Genomic DNA, 15,152 nt, shown 5'->3' on the forward strand with positions numbered 1-15,152 from the left:
CTGTGCCATACAGGGTGCATGGCAGAACCGAGGTACTAACCCTTTTGCAAGACGCAAATAAAAGCCCGGACCTTCAACAAAGGCCCGGGCTTTTGGTTTCAGCGGATCAGTGCAATCAGCGGCGACGGAACAGCGGCAGCGGTTCGTCAGTAGCGGCCTGATAGGTCACCGAGAAGTCCTTGAGGCCTTCCAGCGCTTCGTACGGGTCCTTGTCGGCACGCACCGCAAAGGCGTCGAAACCGCAGCGGCGCATGTAGAACAACTGGTCGCGCAGTACGTCGCCGATGGCACGCAGCTCACCCTTGTAACCGTAGCGGTCACGCAGCAGGCGCGCATTGGAGAAGTTGCGCCCGTCAGTAAAGGCCGGGAAGTTGAGAGCGATGACCTGGAACTGATCGACGTCGGCGCCGATCTCCTCGGCTTCTTCATCGCTGTCCAGCCACACGCCCAGGCCGCCATCACGCGCCTTGAGGGCGTGGCCGTGTTCGCGCCACAGTGCCAGCGGAACGATCAGGTCGTCGCAGTTCGAAAGGCTGTCGAAGGTCGTGTCCTTGGGCAGCAGGTGCCAGGTTTCATCGATAACTTCGTTGTTCTTAATGATTCGCTGCATAGACGCGCTCCTTGAAAGGGTCAATGCCAATACGCTGATAAGTGTCGATGAAACGCTCGTCTTCGTTGCGTTTTTCGACGTAGACGTCGATCAGCTTCTCGATCACATCCGGCATGGCGTCCTGGGCGAAGGACGGCCCGAGGATCTTGCCCAGGCTGGCATCGCGGCTGGCACTGCCACCCAGCGAAACCTGATAGAACTCTTCACCTTTCTTGTCCACGCCCAGAATGCCGATATGGCCTACGTGGTGGTGGCCACAGGCATTCATGCAGCCGGAGATGTTCAGGTCCAGCTCGCCGATGTCAAAGAGGTAGTCCAGATCGTCGAAACGGCGCTGGATCGATTCTGCAATCGGGATCGACTTTGCATTGGCCAGCGAGCAGAAGTCGCCGCCAGGGCAGCAGATGATGTCGGTCAGCAGGCCGATGTTCGGCGTGGCAAAGCCGTTTTCGCGCAGTTCGTTCCACAGCGTGAACAGTTCAGTCTGCTCGACGTCTGCCAGAATGATGTTCTGTTCGTGGGACGTGCGCAGTTCACCGAAGCTGTAGCGATCGGCCAGGTCTGCAACGGCGTCCAGTTGCTTGTCGGTCACGTCACCCGGTGCGACGCCGGTCGGCTTGAGCGACAGGGTCACGGCGACATAGCCAGGCTTCTTGTGCGCGAACACATTGCGTTGGCGCCAGCGCGCAAAGCCAGGGTGCTGCGTATCCAGCGCGGCCAGTTCGGCGTGCTGGTCGGCCAGAGCCTTGTATTGCGGGTCGATGAAGTGCTTCGAAACGCGCTCTACCTCGGCTTCGGTCAGTGTGGTCTGGCCGCCTCGCAGGTGAGCCATTTCCGCTTCGACTTTCTCGGCGAACACTTCAGGAGTCAGCGCCTTGACCAGAATCTTGATGCGCGCCTTGTACTTGTTGTCACGACGGCCATAGCGGTTGTACACACGCAGAATGGCATCGAGGTAGCTCAACAGATCCTGCCACGGCAGGAATTCATTGATGAAGGCACCGACGACGGGCGTACGGCCCAGACCGCCACCGACCAGCACACGGAAACCCAGCTCGCCGGCTTCGTTGCGCAGCGGCTCAAGGCCGATGTCATGCACTTCGATGGCGGCGCGGTCACTGCTCGAACCATTGATCGCGATCTTGAACTTGCGCGGCAGGTAGGCGAATTCCGGGTGGAAGGTCGTCCACTGGCGAACGATCTCGCACCACGGACGCGGATCCACCAGTTCATCCGCAGCGACGCCGGCAAACTGATCGGTGGTGACGTTACGCAGACAGTTGCCGCTGGTCTGAATGGCGTGCATCTGCACGGTGGCCAGTTCAGCCAGAATGTCCGGCACATCTTCCAGTGCCGGCCAGTTGAATTGCACGTTCTGGCGGGTGCTGATGTGGGCGTAGCCCTTGTCGAAGTCGCGGGCGATCTTCGCCATCATGCGCGTCTGGCGCGACGTCAGTTGGCCATAAGGAACGGCCACGCGCAGCATCGGGGCGAAACGCTGGACATAGAGACCGTTTTGCAGGCGCAACGGTCGAAACTCTTCCTCGCTCAGTTCCCCGGCCAGGTAGCGTCGGGTCTGATCCCGGAACTGCTTGACGCGGTCCTCGATGATCTTCTGATCGTAATCGTCGTATACGTACATATAGGTCCTGTTCTCAGGCTTCGTAATGAAGCAGGGCGGCTGCGGGTCGATTGCAGGCGGTCACTGCGTCATCTGATCAATTCTGCGCGCACGGTCGCGCACTCCCTACGGAGCGGAGGCGAAGATATCAGTTTGGAGATATCGATAAAAGTGATGTTTATATATATGCAAATCACTAAAAGCGATAAGCATTTCAGCGCTTGGATATACCCCTGCTTGCCGTGTGGGCAAGTGTCGGCTTAACTGACTTTTATCTCCGTCTGAAGAACCTGCTTCAGTCTTTTCATGTGCTATCACCCATAAGACCGACAAGAGGCGATGCAATGAGCAAGCACCCCAAAACGACCAAGCCCGACAGCTCCGTGGATGCCTGGGCCATTCTTTTCATTATCCTGCTGGCGGTAGGGGCCGCAGTGTTCTGGATCAGCGGGCAATAGTCAGGGCCCGGAGAATTTGCTGCGCACGCTCCAGAATCCGTCAGTTGCAGCCGATAGACCCGCCATAGAGTGATCAATTCTGTGGTTCAGGGTCTGGGTATATGAAGGTGTTCGTGGTTCGTCTGGCGGTCCTGGTGGGCTGGCTGTGGGCGAGTTCGGCGTGGGCGGCCTCGGTTGTGTTTATCAGTCCCGGTGCTGAGAGCGACGGGTATTGGCGCAGCTATGTCCGGTTAATGCAGTCGGCAGCCCGCACCACCGGCATGACGCTGACGGTCCTGCATTCCGACCGTGACACCCGCAAACTGCTCGCCATGGCGCGCGAGACGCTGCAAGGAACAGTGCGTCCCGATTATTTGCTGTTCTCCAACGAACTTAACGTTGCTCCGGAGATTTTGCGTCTTTCGCAGGGCAGCGGCGTCAAATTGTTTGCCGTCAACAACACCCTCACTGCGGACCAGATTCGCATTATCGGCGACCTTCCTACGCGTTATCCCGATTTCATCGGCAGCCTGGTCGGCAACGACGAGGAGGGTGGATACCTGACTGCCAAGCGCCTTATCAGCCTTTATCCGCGTCCGTCAGAAGGCAGTACGGTCGAGATGCTGGCATTTGCCGGCACCAATACCACGCCTGTTTCGTTGTTCCGTGAGCAGGGCTTGCGCCGCGCGCTTGCGGAGCACCCTGAAGTTCACCTGCGTCAAATCGTGTTGAGTGGCTGGCTCAGGCATCGGGCGCTTGAGCAGGCGCGGGTATTGCTTAACCGCTATCCGGATGTTCGCCTGATCTGGGCTGCCAACGAACAAATGGCCTTCGGTGCCATGGACGCGTTGCGGGAGCGCGGCGGCCAGCCGGGCAAGGACATTCTGTTCAGCGCTATAAATGGCACGTTCATGTCACTCCAGGCGCAGATGGATGGGCGTCTCAGTGTCGTCGCAACCGGGCATTTTACCCTTGGCGGCTGGGCGATGATCCTGCTGCACCGCTATGACACTGCTCATCGACAGACTCACTTACAGGCCGGAGCGAGGACCGTCCAGGTGCTGCATCTGGTTGAACGGCAGGATGCGCAGCGTTTTCTGGAGGCCACCCGAAACGAAGGCTATCGGCTTGACCTGCAGGCATTCAACGTAAGCGCGACGGGTGAGGACTCGCCGTTTTCACTGAAAAACATGCTGCCGGACGCTCACTCGAGCGCCAGGTAAAGCACCAGTTGCACGACGCCAAACAGGATTGCGACGAACATCACGGTGACCAAGAGCCCCAGCAGCAGAAAGTGCGCAGGCTTGCCATAGCTGAAATCACGTTCGCGATTCTTGCCGCTCTGCACGCCAAACGCCGCCGCCAGAACGCTGTGCAGCATCTGCTTGAAGGTCGGGGCCTTGTTTTTGGAAGCGTCGTCGGATGGTTCTTCCATCGCACTCACCTGCACAATGCCTGTTCAGCTTAGCCAAGGCGGCGTTGCAGCAGCGCGCAGTCCGTCGCCGGATTGCCCGGCGACGGTCTGGAAGTGGCTGCGAGTTACTCGTCGTAACCGAGGTTCGGGGCCAGCCAGCGTTCCGTCACGCTCAGGTCCTGGCCTTTACGGGCGGTGTAGCTTTCGATCTGATCCTTGTCGATTTTGCCGACGGCGAAGTACTGCGCCTGAGGGTGAGCGAAGTACCAGCCGCTGACTGCCGCCGCCGGGAACATGGCGTAGTGCTCGGTCAGGAATACGCCGCTGCGGCCAGGTGTGTGCTCGGGGGTGCCTTCCGGCAGCGGGTCGAGCAGGGCGAACAGGGTGCCTTTCTCGGTATGGTCCGGGCACGCCGGATAGCCTGGCGCCGGGCGGATGCCCATGTACTGCTCTTTGATAAGGGCTTCGTTGTCCAGCGCCTCGTCTTTTGCGTAGCCCCAGTAGTCCTTGCGCACTTGCTGGTGCAACCATTCGGCACAGGCCTCGGCCAGACGGTCGGCCAGGGCCTTGACCATGATCGAGTTGTAGTCGTCGCCGTTGTCCTGATACGCCTTGGCCACTTCCTCGGCACCGATGCCTGCGGTGGTGATGAAACCGCCGATGTAGTCGGTCAGTCCGCTGCTTTTGGGCGCGACGAAGTCGGCAAGCGAGTAGTTGGGCTTGCCGTCGGGCTTGATGGTTTGCTGGCGCAGGTGATGCAGTTTTGCCAGCGGCTTGCCGTCCTCGCTATAGACTTCCAGGTCATCGTGATCAACCTGATTGGCTGGCCAGAAGCCGAACACGGCGCGGGCGCTGATCAGTTTTTCGTCGATCAGCTTGCGCAGCATCTGCTGAGCGTCGGCAAACAGCGCGGTGGCAGCCTCGCCAACCACTTCGTCGGTCAGGATGCGCGGGTATTTGCCAGCCAGATCCCAGGAGATGAAGAACGGCGTCCAGTCGATGTAGTCGGCCAGCACGTTCAGGTCGATGTCGTTCAATACCCGGGTGCCGGTGAAGGTCGGCCGGGCAGGGGTGTAGTGTTCCCAGTCGAACTGCGGTTTTTTCGCCACCGCAGCGCCGTAGCTGAGGCGCTCGGTGCGCGAACTGCGGGCCGAGGTGCGCTCTCGCACTTCGATGTATTCCAGGCGCGTCTTCTCGATGAAAGCAGGCTTGAGCTCCCTGGACAGCAGCTGAGTGGCAACGCCTACCGCGCGCGACGCATCGGTCACATAGATCACTGCATCGTTGCTGTACTTGGGTTCGATCTTGACTGCAGTGTGAGCCTTGGACGTGGTCGCGCCGCCGATCATCAGGGGCAGGTGGAAGTCCTGACGCTGCATTTCCCGGGCGACATGCACCATCTCGTCCAGCGATGGCGTGATCAGACCGGACAGGCCGATGATGTCGCACTTTTCCTCGCGGGCCACTTGCAGAATTTTCTCCGCAGGCACCATCACGCCCAGATCGACGATGTCATAGCCGTTACAGCCCAGTACCACGCCGACGATGTTCTTGCCGATGTCATGCACGTCGCCCTTGACCGTGGCCATCAGAATCTTGCCCTTGGCCTCCGGCTTGTCGCCTTTTTCCAGCTCGATGAAGGGAATCAGGTGCGCCACGGCCTGTTTCATCACGCGTGCGGATTTGACCACCTGGGGCAGGAACATCTTGCCGGAGCCGAACAGGTCGCCGACCACGTTCATGCCCGACATCAGCGGGCCTTCAATCACTTCGATAGGGCGGTTGAACGACTGGCGCGACTCTTCTGTGTCTTCGACAATGTGGGTGGTGATGCCCTTGACCAGCGCATGTTCCAGACGCTGGTTGACGGGCCAGCTGCGCCATTCCTCGGTCTCGGCCTCCTTGACGCTGCCGTCGCCTTTGAACTTGTCGGCAATCGCCAACAACGCATCGGTGCCCTCGGGATTGCGGTTGAGCACCACGTCTTCCACGCAGTCGCGCAGCTCTGCCGGGATCTGGTCGTAGATTTCCAGCTGTCCGGCGTTGACGATACCCATGCTCAGGCCGTTGCGGATCGCGTGCAACAGGAACACCGAGTGAATCGCCTCACGCACCGGGTTGTTGCCCCGGAACGAGAACGACACGTTGGACACGCCACCGGAGGTCAGCGCGTACGGCAGTTCGTCGCGGATGTAGGCGCAGGCGTTGATGAAGTCCACGGCATAGTTGTTGTGCTCTTCGATGCCGGTGGCGATGGCAAAGATGTTCGGGTCGAAAATGATGTCTTCCGGCGGGAAGCCGACTTCATTGACCAGAATGTCATAGGAGCGTTTACAGATTTCCTTCTTGCGCGCTTCGGTGTCCGCCTGGCCCTGTTCATCGAAAGCCATGACCACAACCGCCGCGCCGTATCGCTTGCACAGTCTGGCGTGATGAATGAACTGCTCGACGCCTTCCTTCATGCTGATGGAGTTGACAATGCCCTTGCCCTGAATGCATTTCAGGCCCGCTTCGATCACTTCCCATTTCGAGGAGTCGATCATGATCGGCACACGGGAGATGTCCGGTTCGCCTGCGATCAGGTTGAGGAAGGTCACCATGGCCTTCTTCGAGTCCAGCATGCCTTCGTCCATGTTGATGTCGATCACCTGCGCGCCGGCCTCGACCTGCTGCAGGGCGACTTCCAGTGCTTCGGTGTAATTGTCTTCACGGATCAGGCGGGCGAAGCGGGCGGAACCGGTAATGTTGGTGCGCTCGCCGACGTTGACGAACAACGATTGGCGATCGATGGTGAATGGCTCGAGCCCCGACAGTCGACAGGCCTTGGGGATGTCCGGGATCTGACGCGGCGCGTAACCGGAAACCGCCTGCGCGATGGCCTTGATGTGCGCAGGCGTGGTGCCGCAGCAGCCGCCGACGATGTTCAGGAAACCGCTTTCGGCGAATTCCTCAATGATCTTTGCGGTCTGACTCGGCAGCTCGTCGTATTCGCCGAAGGCATTGGGAAGGCCAGCGTTCGGGTGCGCGGAGACGTGGGTATTGGCCTTGTTGGCCAGTTCCTGCAGATAAGGACGCAGTTCGCTGGCGCCAAGTGCGCAGTTCAGGCCCACCGAAATCGGCTTGGCATGGCTGATGGAGTTCCAGAACGCTTCGGTGGTCTGGCCCGACAGGGTGCGACCGGACGCGTCGGTGATGGTGCCGGAAATCATGATCGGCAGTTCGAAGCCCAGTTCTTCGAATACACCCTGCACGGCGAAGATCGCGGCCTTGGCGTTGAGGGTGTCGAAAATGGTTTCGATGAGGATCAGGTCTGCGCCGCCCTCGATCAGGCCGCGCGTGGCTTCGGTGTAGTTTTCGACCAGCTCGTCGAAGGTAACGTTGCGGTAGCCGGGGTTGTTGACGTCCGGCGACAGCGAGCAGGTCCGGCTGGTAGGGCCGAGCACTCCAGCGACAAAGCGTGGCTTGTCCGGGGTTTCCAGAGTCTTGGCATCCGCTACCTTGCGCGCCAGACGAGCGCCCTCGACGTTCAGTTCATAGACAATGGACTCCATGCCATAGTCGGCCTGGGATACCTGGGTCGCGTTAAACGTGTTGGTCTCGAGAATGTCGGCCCCGGCGTCCAGGTATTCCTTCTCGATGGCGCCGATGACATCCGGGCGGGTCAGGATCAACAGATCGTTATTGCCCTTGACGTCGCTCGGCCAGTCGGCGAAACGCTTGCCACGATAGTCCTGCTCCTCAAGCCTGTAGCTCTGGATCATCGTGCCCATGCCGCCATCGAGGATCAGGATCCTCTGTTTCAGAGCATTGACGAAGGCTTGATGGCGGGCGCTGCGGTCGGACATGAGGGCTACCTTGAGAAGGTCGATACTTAAAGAACGCGATAATAGCAAACCGGAAAGGATTTGGTGTTGTCAGGGCTTTTGCATGAAAATCGTTCATGTTGGGCGCGTGTGCAGCCTTGTAGAATCATCAGCCTTTTACTCTCAGAGCCCGGTTACATGCCGCACCGCTTGCTGGCAGGGATTGTCCTGCTCTTTTCCTCCTTCGCACTTCAGGCCCAGACGCCGCTTCCGGTCTCGTCGCCCGCCATTTCCTACGTGCGGGATATTCAACCGATCCTCACCGAAAAATGCGTCGCCTGTCACGCCTGCAACGATGCGCCTTGCCAGCTGAATCTGGGCAGCGGCGAGGGTGTCGGTCGCGGAGCCAGCAAGATCCCGGTCTATCAGGGTGAGCGCACCCAGGCCGTCGCGCCGACCCGTCTGTTCTATGACGCCCGCGACACCGACGCGTGGCGTGGCAAGGGCTTCTACTCGGTGCTTGATGCGCAGGGCAGCCAGGCGGCGCTGATGACGCGCATGCTGGAACTGGGGCGCAGTGCGCCACTGCCCGCCAACAGCAAGATTCCGGACAACATTGCACTGGGCATCAATCGTGAAAATGTCTGCCCGTTACCCGGCGAATTCAATGCCTACGCGGCCGCACACGCTCAGCAGGGCATGCCGCTGGCGGTCGCAGGGCTGACCGACGCCGAATACCAGACACTGCAACGCTGGCTGGCGGCAGGTGCCCCGGTGGAGCAGCAGGCCATTACGCCGACGGTCACCGAGGCGAGTCAGCTCCTTGCCTGGGAAAACCTGCTTAACCAGCCGGGTGCCAACCAGGCACTGGTCGGCCGCTGGTTGTTCGAGCATCTCTTTCTAGCCCACATCTACTTCGAAGACGGCGCTGCGGGGCATTTCTATCAGTGGGTGCGTTCACGAACGCCGACTGGCAGACCGGTGGACCTGATCGCGACCCGACGACCCAACGATGATCCGGGCAGCGATTTCTATTACCGACTGGTGCCGGTCCAGGGCGTGATCGTCCACAAGACCCATATCACCTATGCCTTGAGCCCGCAGAAAATGGCGCGGGTCAAGCAGTTGTTCTATTCCAGTGACTGGAAGGTCAACGCATTGCCCGGTTACGGTCCGGGGCATCGGGCCAATCCGTTCCAGACGTTCGAGGCGATTCCGGCTGCGGCGCGTTATGAGTTCATGCTCGATAACGCCGAGTATTTCGTGCGCACCTTCATTCGTGGCCCGGTCTGTCGTGGGCAGATCGCCACCGATGTGATCCGCGATCAGTTCTGGGTGATGTTTCAGGAGCCCGGTCACGACCGTTACGTGACCGATGCCGTTTACCGGGGAGAGGCGACGCCGCTGCTGGCCATGCCCGGGCAGAACGATAACGTCGGCAGTGTCCTGAGCCTCTGGCTGTCTTATCGTGATCGTCGCAACGCCTACGAAAATCTGCGGCGCGACACCTACGCGAAGAAGCCACCACCGGGCTGGAGCGATCTGTGGACCGGCAATGACAATGCGCTTTTGACGGTCTTCCGTCATTTTGACAGCGCTTCGGTCAACAAAGGGCTGATCGGCGATGTGCCGCATTCGATGTGGCTGTTCGACTATCCATTGCTGGAACGCACCTATTATCAGTTGGCGGTCAACTTCGACGTCTACGGCAATGTCTCCCACCAGGCCCAGACGCGTTTGTATTTCGACCTGATTCGTAACGGCGCGGAAATCAACTTTCTGCGCCTGATGCCTGCCGACCTGCGCGAAGGTCTGCTCGGTGATCTGTATCAGGACAGCGGCAAGGTCAAGATGTGGCTGGATTATCAGGACATCGACGACGACACGCCCACAGGCATCGGTCTTGACAAGAAAAGTCCGGTACGTGATTTCGCCACTCGCTTGATTCAGCGCGTCGGGCCGCTTAACGCCTCGCCGGATCCGATCAATCGCTGTGACGGCGCCTATTGTTCGCGTCCCGGTCTGAGCAGCGCCTTTGCCCAGGCAGAGCAGGCGCTCAGCCGGTTGACGTCGCGACCCGCTGCGGGCCTGAAGGTCATCGACCAGTTGCCCGAAGCCACGATGCTGCGCATCGAGGACGGCACCGGCAAGCGGGTGATGTACAGCATGTTGCGCAACCGTGCGCACACCAATGTTGCGTTTCTGTTGGGCGAGTCATATCGCTATATTCCGGGTCTGGACACCCTGAGCATTTACCCGGGAGTGCTCAGCAGCTACCCGAATTTCATGTTCAACATTCCGGCCGCCGAGGTGCCTGCGTTCGTCGATGCGATGCAGGGGAGCAAGGATCAGGCGAGCTTTGAACAGATCATTCAGCGCTGGGGCATCCGGCGGACGCATCCGCTGTTCTGGACGTATTTTAACGACCTGAACCGCTACCTTCAGGAAACCAGTCCTCGGGAAGCGGCGGTGCTCGACATGAATCGTTACGAGAACCTCTAGACTGCCGTTTTCGACTCATATAGGTGGCCCGCGGCCATCTCTGCAAACCTGAACGAATCGCATTTTCTACGATCTTTTTTTCAAAAATGCGGTCCGAGAGGGGCGCGCCATGGAACCTGTCGCTGAGGCGATCGCAGGTGACGGGTTGAGTTGAAAGTCAGGCAGTAGAGGTTTTTTGGATGTTGATTTCGGTACAGGCCCTGCGGGCGTTCGCGGCGTGGGTGGTGGTGTGTCATCACTTCATGCAGATTTTTTACGACTTCAAGGCCAGCGGCCCCATTGGCGAATTCTTTGTGTCCAAAGGCGCCGTCGGCGTCGATATCTTTTTCGTGATCAGTGGACTGGTGATCTTCCTCTCTACCCAGAAAAGCGACATGCCCGCCGGACGTTTCATCCTGCATCGCCTGATTCGTATCGTCCCCGCTTACTGGCTGTACACCGCCGCCATGGGGCTGTTGCTGCTGGCTGCGGCGCCCATGTTGCCGCACCAGGTCATCGGCTGGCAGAACTTCATGCTGTCGTTGATTTTCATTCCCTCCGAAAACCCCGGCGGCTATGGCTTGTATCCCACGTTGAATGTGGGATGGACGCTCAACTACGAGATGTTTTTCTACCTGCTGTTCAGCATGGTGTTCCTGTTCAAACAGCGTCATCGTCCACTGATCATCGCAGCGGCGCTGTTCGGTGTGAGTGAAGTGCTGGCGCGTGCCGGATTGATCAGCCGCTTCTACGGCAATGACATCATCTACGAATTTTTGCTGGGCATCGGTATCGGTATTCTGTATCGCCGTGGCTGGATCAGGGAGGCGTTCTGGGTGCCGCTGGCAGGCATCGTGATCGGCCTTTACGCGATCAATCACCTGACCAACGACCAGCGCCTGCTGAACTGGGGATTGCCCAGCGCGCTGATCGTCCTCTCCTGTATCTCGCTGGAACCTTACTTCCGTGGCAGTCGACTGCTCAAGGTACTAGGCGATTGCTCGTATTCGGTGTACCTGCTGCATGTGCTGGTACTTTACGGAGGCCTGCTGATGGCACAGCGCTATGGCCTGAACCCTTATCTGGTGTTCGCATTCTGCGTGCCGGTCATCGCCATTGGCGCATGGCTGAGTTACGAGTGGATCGAGAAGGGCGTGTATCGTCGTCTCAAGGACTGGCTGGACGCGCGCCGCGCCGTGCAGCCCGCCAGCGCGCTCTCCTGATGGGACGTTTCGGGCGGTGCTGTTTCCGACGCCGCCTTTTCCGACAAAAATACTGGGACTTTGTGTGGCGCACTCGATTGGCGTAAACTGCTGGCACGTCTGCGAGGAATTTTCATGACCGCTATCACTATTACCGATGCCGCCCACGATTATCTGGCCGATCTGCTGGAAAAGCAGAACACCCCGGGAATCGGCATCCGCGTGTTTATTACCCAACCTGGCACTCAGTACGCCGAAACCTGTATCGCCTATTGCAAGCCGGGCGAAGAGAAGCCGGAAGACAAGGCCATTGGCCTGAAAAGCTTCACGGCCTGGATCGACGGTTTCAGCGAAGCCTTTCTGGATGATGCCGTCGTCGATTACGCCACCGACCGCATGGGCGGCCAGTTGACCATCAAGGCGCCTAACGCCAAAGTGCCGATGGTCAATGCCGATAGCCCGATCAACGAGCGCATCAATTACTACCTGCAAACCGAGATCAACCCGGGGCTCGCCAGCCACGGCGGTCAGGTCACATTGATCGACGTAGTCGAGGAAGATACCCAGAACATCGCCGTTCTGCAGTTCGGCGGTGGTTGCCAGGGCTGTGGTCAGGCTGATGTCACGTTGAAGGAAGGTATCGAGCGGACCTTGCTGGAGCGTATTCCAGAGCTATCCGGTGTTCGCGATGTGACCGACCACACCCAGAAAGAAAACGCCTACTACTGAGTCGTTCCTTTCTGGAAAACGCCCTGACGTGCTCAGGGCGTTTTTGTTTCCGGCTTCAATCGGCTTCAATCGCGACCAGCACGGCCCCTTCGCTGACCATGTCGCCTTCCTGACAGTGCAGCGCCGTGACCATGCCCGATGTTGCTGCGCGGATGCTGTGTTCCATCTTCATGGCTTCCAGCACCACCAGCAGCGCACCTGCTTCGACATGTTGCCCTGACTCGACAAGTACTCGAACAATGCTGCCGTTCATGGGGGCCGTCAGACCGCCGTGGAGGTTATGACTCAGCCCGGCCTGGGCGATCGGGTCTGGCTGAGTGACCGTGAAGGGCTCGCCGTGCCATTTCAGGTACAGGCTGGCACCTCGACGAATGGCTGAGTGCTGAAGTCTGACGCCGTCCGTTTCGACACTCAGCGTCTCTGAACTCAACCGATAGGTTGATGCGCTGTCATGACGCAGCCGAATCCTTTTGCGTTGGCTATTGCAGTCCAGATGCAAGTCGATTTCAGCCGGCAAACCTGCGCGAAAGCCGGAGTTGTTGCTCCAGGGCGAGGTGGGGTCATCTTCGCGGATGCGTCCGGTTTCGCTCTGCCTGAACGCTTCTGCGGCGGCTTGCCAGAAGTCTTCGGACAATGGGCGTTGTACGGGCAGCAACTGATCCTGGTAGCGGGGGATGAATCCCGTGTCCAGCTCTGCAGCAGCGAAGGCCGGGTGCGCAATGATCCTGCGCAGGAACGTCAGGTTGGTTTTGACGCCGCCGACGGCAAACTCGTCGAGCATACCGAGCAGGCGCAGGCGCGCTTCTTCACGGTTTTCGCCCCAGGCAATCAGCTTGCCCAGCATTGGATCGTAGAACGGCGAAATGCTGTCGCCTTCAGAAACACCGCTGTCCACGCGGCGTCCAAGGCCAGGGGTCGATTCGCGATACAGCTCGAGTTTTCCGGTGGCGGGCATGAAATCGTTGGCCGGGTCTTCCGCGTAGAGTCGTACCTCGATGGCGTGGCCGGCCAGCGGAACCTGCGCCTGGCTGATGGGCAGCGTTTCACCACACGCCACGCGAATCTGCCACTCCACCAGATCGAGCCCGGTGATGTATTCGGTAACGGGGTGTTCGACCTGCAGGCGGGTGTTCATTTCCATGAAGAAGAAGTCGCCACGGGCGTCCAGCAGAAACTCTACCGTGCCTGCGCCGACATAACCGATGGCTTGCGCCGCCTTGACCGCAGCCTCGCCCATGGCGCGCCGCAGTTCGGGCGAAAGGCCGGGAGCGGGAGCTTCTTCGACGACCTTCTGGTGACGACGCTGAATCGAGCAATCGCGCTCGTTCAGGTACAGGCAATGGCCATGCTGATCGGCAAAGACCTGAATTTCCACATGCCTTGGCTGAAGCACATATTTTTCGACCAGCATGCGCGAGTCGCCAAAGGAAGACAGCGCTTCACGCTGGGCAGACGCCAGGGCTTCAGCCAGTTCGCTGTGCTGCTCGACCACTTTCATTCCCTTGCCGCCACCACCTGCTGTCGCTTTGAGCAATACCGGATATCCGATGCGTTCAGCCGCGGCGCGAAAGGTTTCGAGGTCCTGCGCTGCACCATGGTAACCCGGCACCAATGGCACGCCAGCGTCTTCCATCAGGGATTTGGCCGCCGATTTACTGCCCATGGCCTCGATGGCCGAGGCGGGTGGGCCGAAAAAGATAAGTCCGGCGTTTTCGATGGCGCGGGCAAAATCGGCGTTCTCCGAAAGGAAACCGTAGCCGGGGTGAATCGCCTGGGCTCCGCTGGCTTTTGCGGCAGCGATGAGCTTATCGATCATCAAGTAGCTTTCAGAGGCCTTGCTTCCGCCCAGATCGACGCAGATGTCGGCTTCGCGGCTATGGCGTGCGTCCCGGTCAGTTGTGCTGTGTACTGCAACGGTGGTCAGGCCCATCTTCCTGGCGGTGCGCATGATGCGGCAGGCAATTTCGCCACGGTTGGCGACCAGCAGCGTGTTCAGTTCAACATGGCTCATGACTGCAAGTCCTTTTTGCAAGAGGCGCTGTCATCGGCCTGCGCCTGCCAGCCGGGTGAGCGCTTGCCAAGGAAAGCGCGCAGACCTTCCTGTCCCTCTGTGCTGGTCCGGATACGTGCGATGGCGTTTTCACAATAGCGACGCAGGGCAGGGGTCAGCTCACCGCTGCCGACTTCGCGCAGCAAATCCTTGCTGACGCGCATGGCTTGAGGGCTGTTCAGCAGCAGATTGTCGATCCAGCGGGCTGTCTGCTCGTCCAGCGCTGCCAGCGGGCAGTGTTCGGCGATCAAGCCGATCTGCTGCGCGCGCTCGGCACTGAAGCGCTCTGCGGTCAGCGCATAACGCCGTGCAGCACGTTCGCCGATGGCCTGAACCACGAACGGACTGATCACCGCAGGTGCCAGGCCGATGCGCACTTCGGACAGGCAGAACTGCGCATCGTCTGAGGCGATGGCCATGTCGCAGCAACTGATCAGCCCTAATGCGCCGCCGAAGGCTGCACCTTGCACCACGGCCAGGGAGGGAATCTTCAGTCTGGCGAGGTTGTACATCAGCTCGGCCAGTTCCCGGGCGTCGTCCAGGTTGGTGTTGTAGTCGAGTTCTGCGGCATGTTGCATCCAGGCCAGATCCGCGCCGGCGCTGAAATGCTTGCCGCGACCGCGCACCAGTAGAAAGCGCAGGGCTGGTTTGCTCTGCACCTCGTCCAGCGCCAGGATCAACTCGCGGATCATCTGCGCATTGAAGGCGTTGTTCTTATCCGGCCGATTCAGCCACAGCGTGGCGAAACCACGCGGGTCGTCGATCAGTTCAATTGTCGCAAAGGCAGTCATGGTCATTTCCCGGC

General features: G+C 59.5%; 10 protein-coding genes. 4 read left to right on the plus strand and 6 right to left on the minus strand.

Annotation, left to right across the window (positions count from 1 at the left end; all coding sequences use genetic code 11):
• Positions 1 to 115: 115 nt before the first annotated feature.
• Together KDX39_RS02295 and KDX39_RS02300 are read right to left on the minus strand one after the other, a co-directional pair.
• A complete protein-coding gene (locus tag KDX39_RS02295) occupies positions 116 to 610 on the minus strand; it encodes a DUF934 domain-containing protein (RefSeq protein WP_210041346.1) in 495 nt (164 codons plus the stop codon).
• Complete coding sequence (locus KDX39_RS02300) at positions 594 to 2,252, minus strand: nitrite/sulfite reductase (RefSeq protein WP_231659220.1); 1,659 nt, start codon at positions 2,250 to 2,252, stop codon at positions 594 to 596. The genes KDX39_RS02295 and KDX39_RS02300 overlap by 17 nt, the downstream gene beginning before the upstream one ends.
• Positions 2,253 to 2,790: 538 nt before the next feature.
• Between KDX39_RS02300 and KDX39_RS02305 the strand changes: the two genes are divergently transcribed.
• Positions 2,791 to 3,891: an ABC transporter substrate-binding protein gene (locus KDX39_RS02305; RefSeq protein WP_231659221.1), complete on the plus strand. Its 1,101-nt coding sequence runs from the start codon at positions 2,791 to 2,793 to the stop codon at positions 3,889 to 3,891.
• Here the strand turns inward: KDX39_RS02305 and KDX39_RS02310 are convergent.
• Together KDX39_RS02310 and metH are read right to left on the minus strand one after the other, a co-directional pair.
• Complete coding sequence (locus KDX39_RS02310) at positions 3,873 to 4,103, minus strand: DUF2970 domain-containing protein (protein ID WP_231659222.1); 231 nt, start codon at positions 4,101 to 4,103, stop codon at positions 3,873 to 3,875. The genes KDX39_RS02305 and KDX39_RS02310 overlap by 19 nt on opposite strands.
• Before the next feature lie 104 nt (positions 4,104 to 4,207).
• Positions 4,208 to 7,927: a methionine synthase gene (gene metH, locus KDX39_RS02315; protein ID WP_231659223.1), complete on the minus strand. Its 3,720-nt coding sequence runs from the start codon at positions 7,925 to 7,927 to the stop codon at positions 4,208 to 4,210.
• A 327-nt stretch (positions 7,928 to 8,254) separates the two neighbouring features.
• On the opposite strand from metH, the gene KDX39_RS02320 reads away from it, so the two are divergent.
• The 3 genes from KDX39_RS02320 to nfuA all read left to right on the plus strand — a co-directional run bounded on the left by KDX39_RS02320 (position 8,255) and on the right by nfuA (position 12,297).
• Positions 8,255 to 10,387 (plus strand): fatty acid cis/trans isomerase, encoded by a 2,133-nt coding sequence (locus KDX39_RS02320; RefSeq protein WP_231659350.1) that lies wholly within the window; start codon positions 8,255 to 8,257, stop codon positions 10,385 to 10,387.
• A gap of 179 nt (positions 10,388 to 10,566) precedes the next feature.
• A complete protein-coding gene (locus KDX39_RS02325; protein ID WP_231659224.1) occupies positions 10,567 to 11,589 on the plus strand; it encodes an acyltransferase family protein in 1,023 nt (340 codons plus the stop codon).
• A 114-nt stretch (positions 11,590 to 11,703) separates the two neighbouring features.
• Positions 11,704 to 12,297: a Fe-S biogenesis protein NfuA gene (nfuA, locus tag KDX39_RS02330; RefSeq protein WP_004884435.1), complete on the plus strand. Its 594-nt coding sequence runs from the start codon at positions 11,704 to 11,706 to the stop codon at positions 12,295 to 12,297.
• Positions 12,298 to 12,352: 55 nt separating this feature from the next.
• Here the strand turns inward: nfuA and KDX39_RS02335 are convergent, their stop codons facing one another.
• Both KDX39_RS02335 and KDX39_RS02340 read right to left on the minus strand, forming a co-directional pair.
• Positions 12,353 to 14,308: an acetyl/propionyl/methylcrotonyl-CoA carboxylase subunit alpha gene (locus KDX39_RS02335; protein WP_231659225.1), complete on the minus strand. Its 1,956-nt coding sequence runs from the start codon at positions 14,306 to 14,308 to the stop codon at positions 12,353 to 12,355.
• Entirely contained in the window at positions 14,305 to 15,144 is an 840-nt protein-coding gene (locus KDX39_RS02340; protein WP_231659226.1) for a gamma-carboxygeranoyl-CoA hydratase, read from the minus strand. The genes KDX39_RS02335 and KDX39_RS02340 overlap by 4 nt, the downstream gene beginning before the upstream one ends.
• Positions 15,145 to 15,152: the final 8 nt, after the last annotated feature.

Origin of the sequence: Pseudomonas sp. CDFA 610 (assembly GCF_021147865.1) — a bacterium.
GTDB classification, from domain to species: domain Bacteria; phylum Pseudomonadota; class Gammaproteobacteria; order Pseudomonadales; family Pseudomonadaceae; genus Aquipseudomonas; species Aquipseudomonas alliivorans.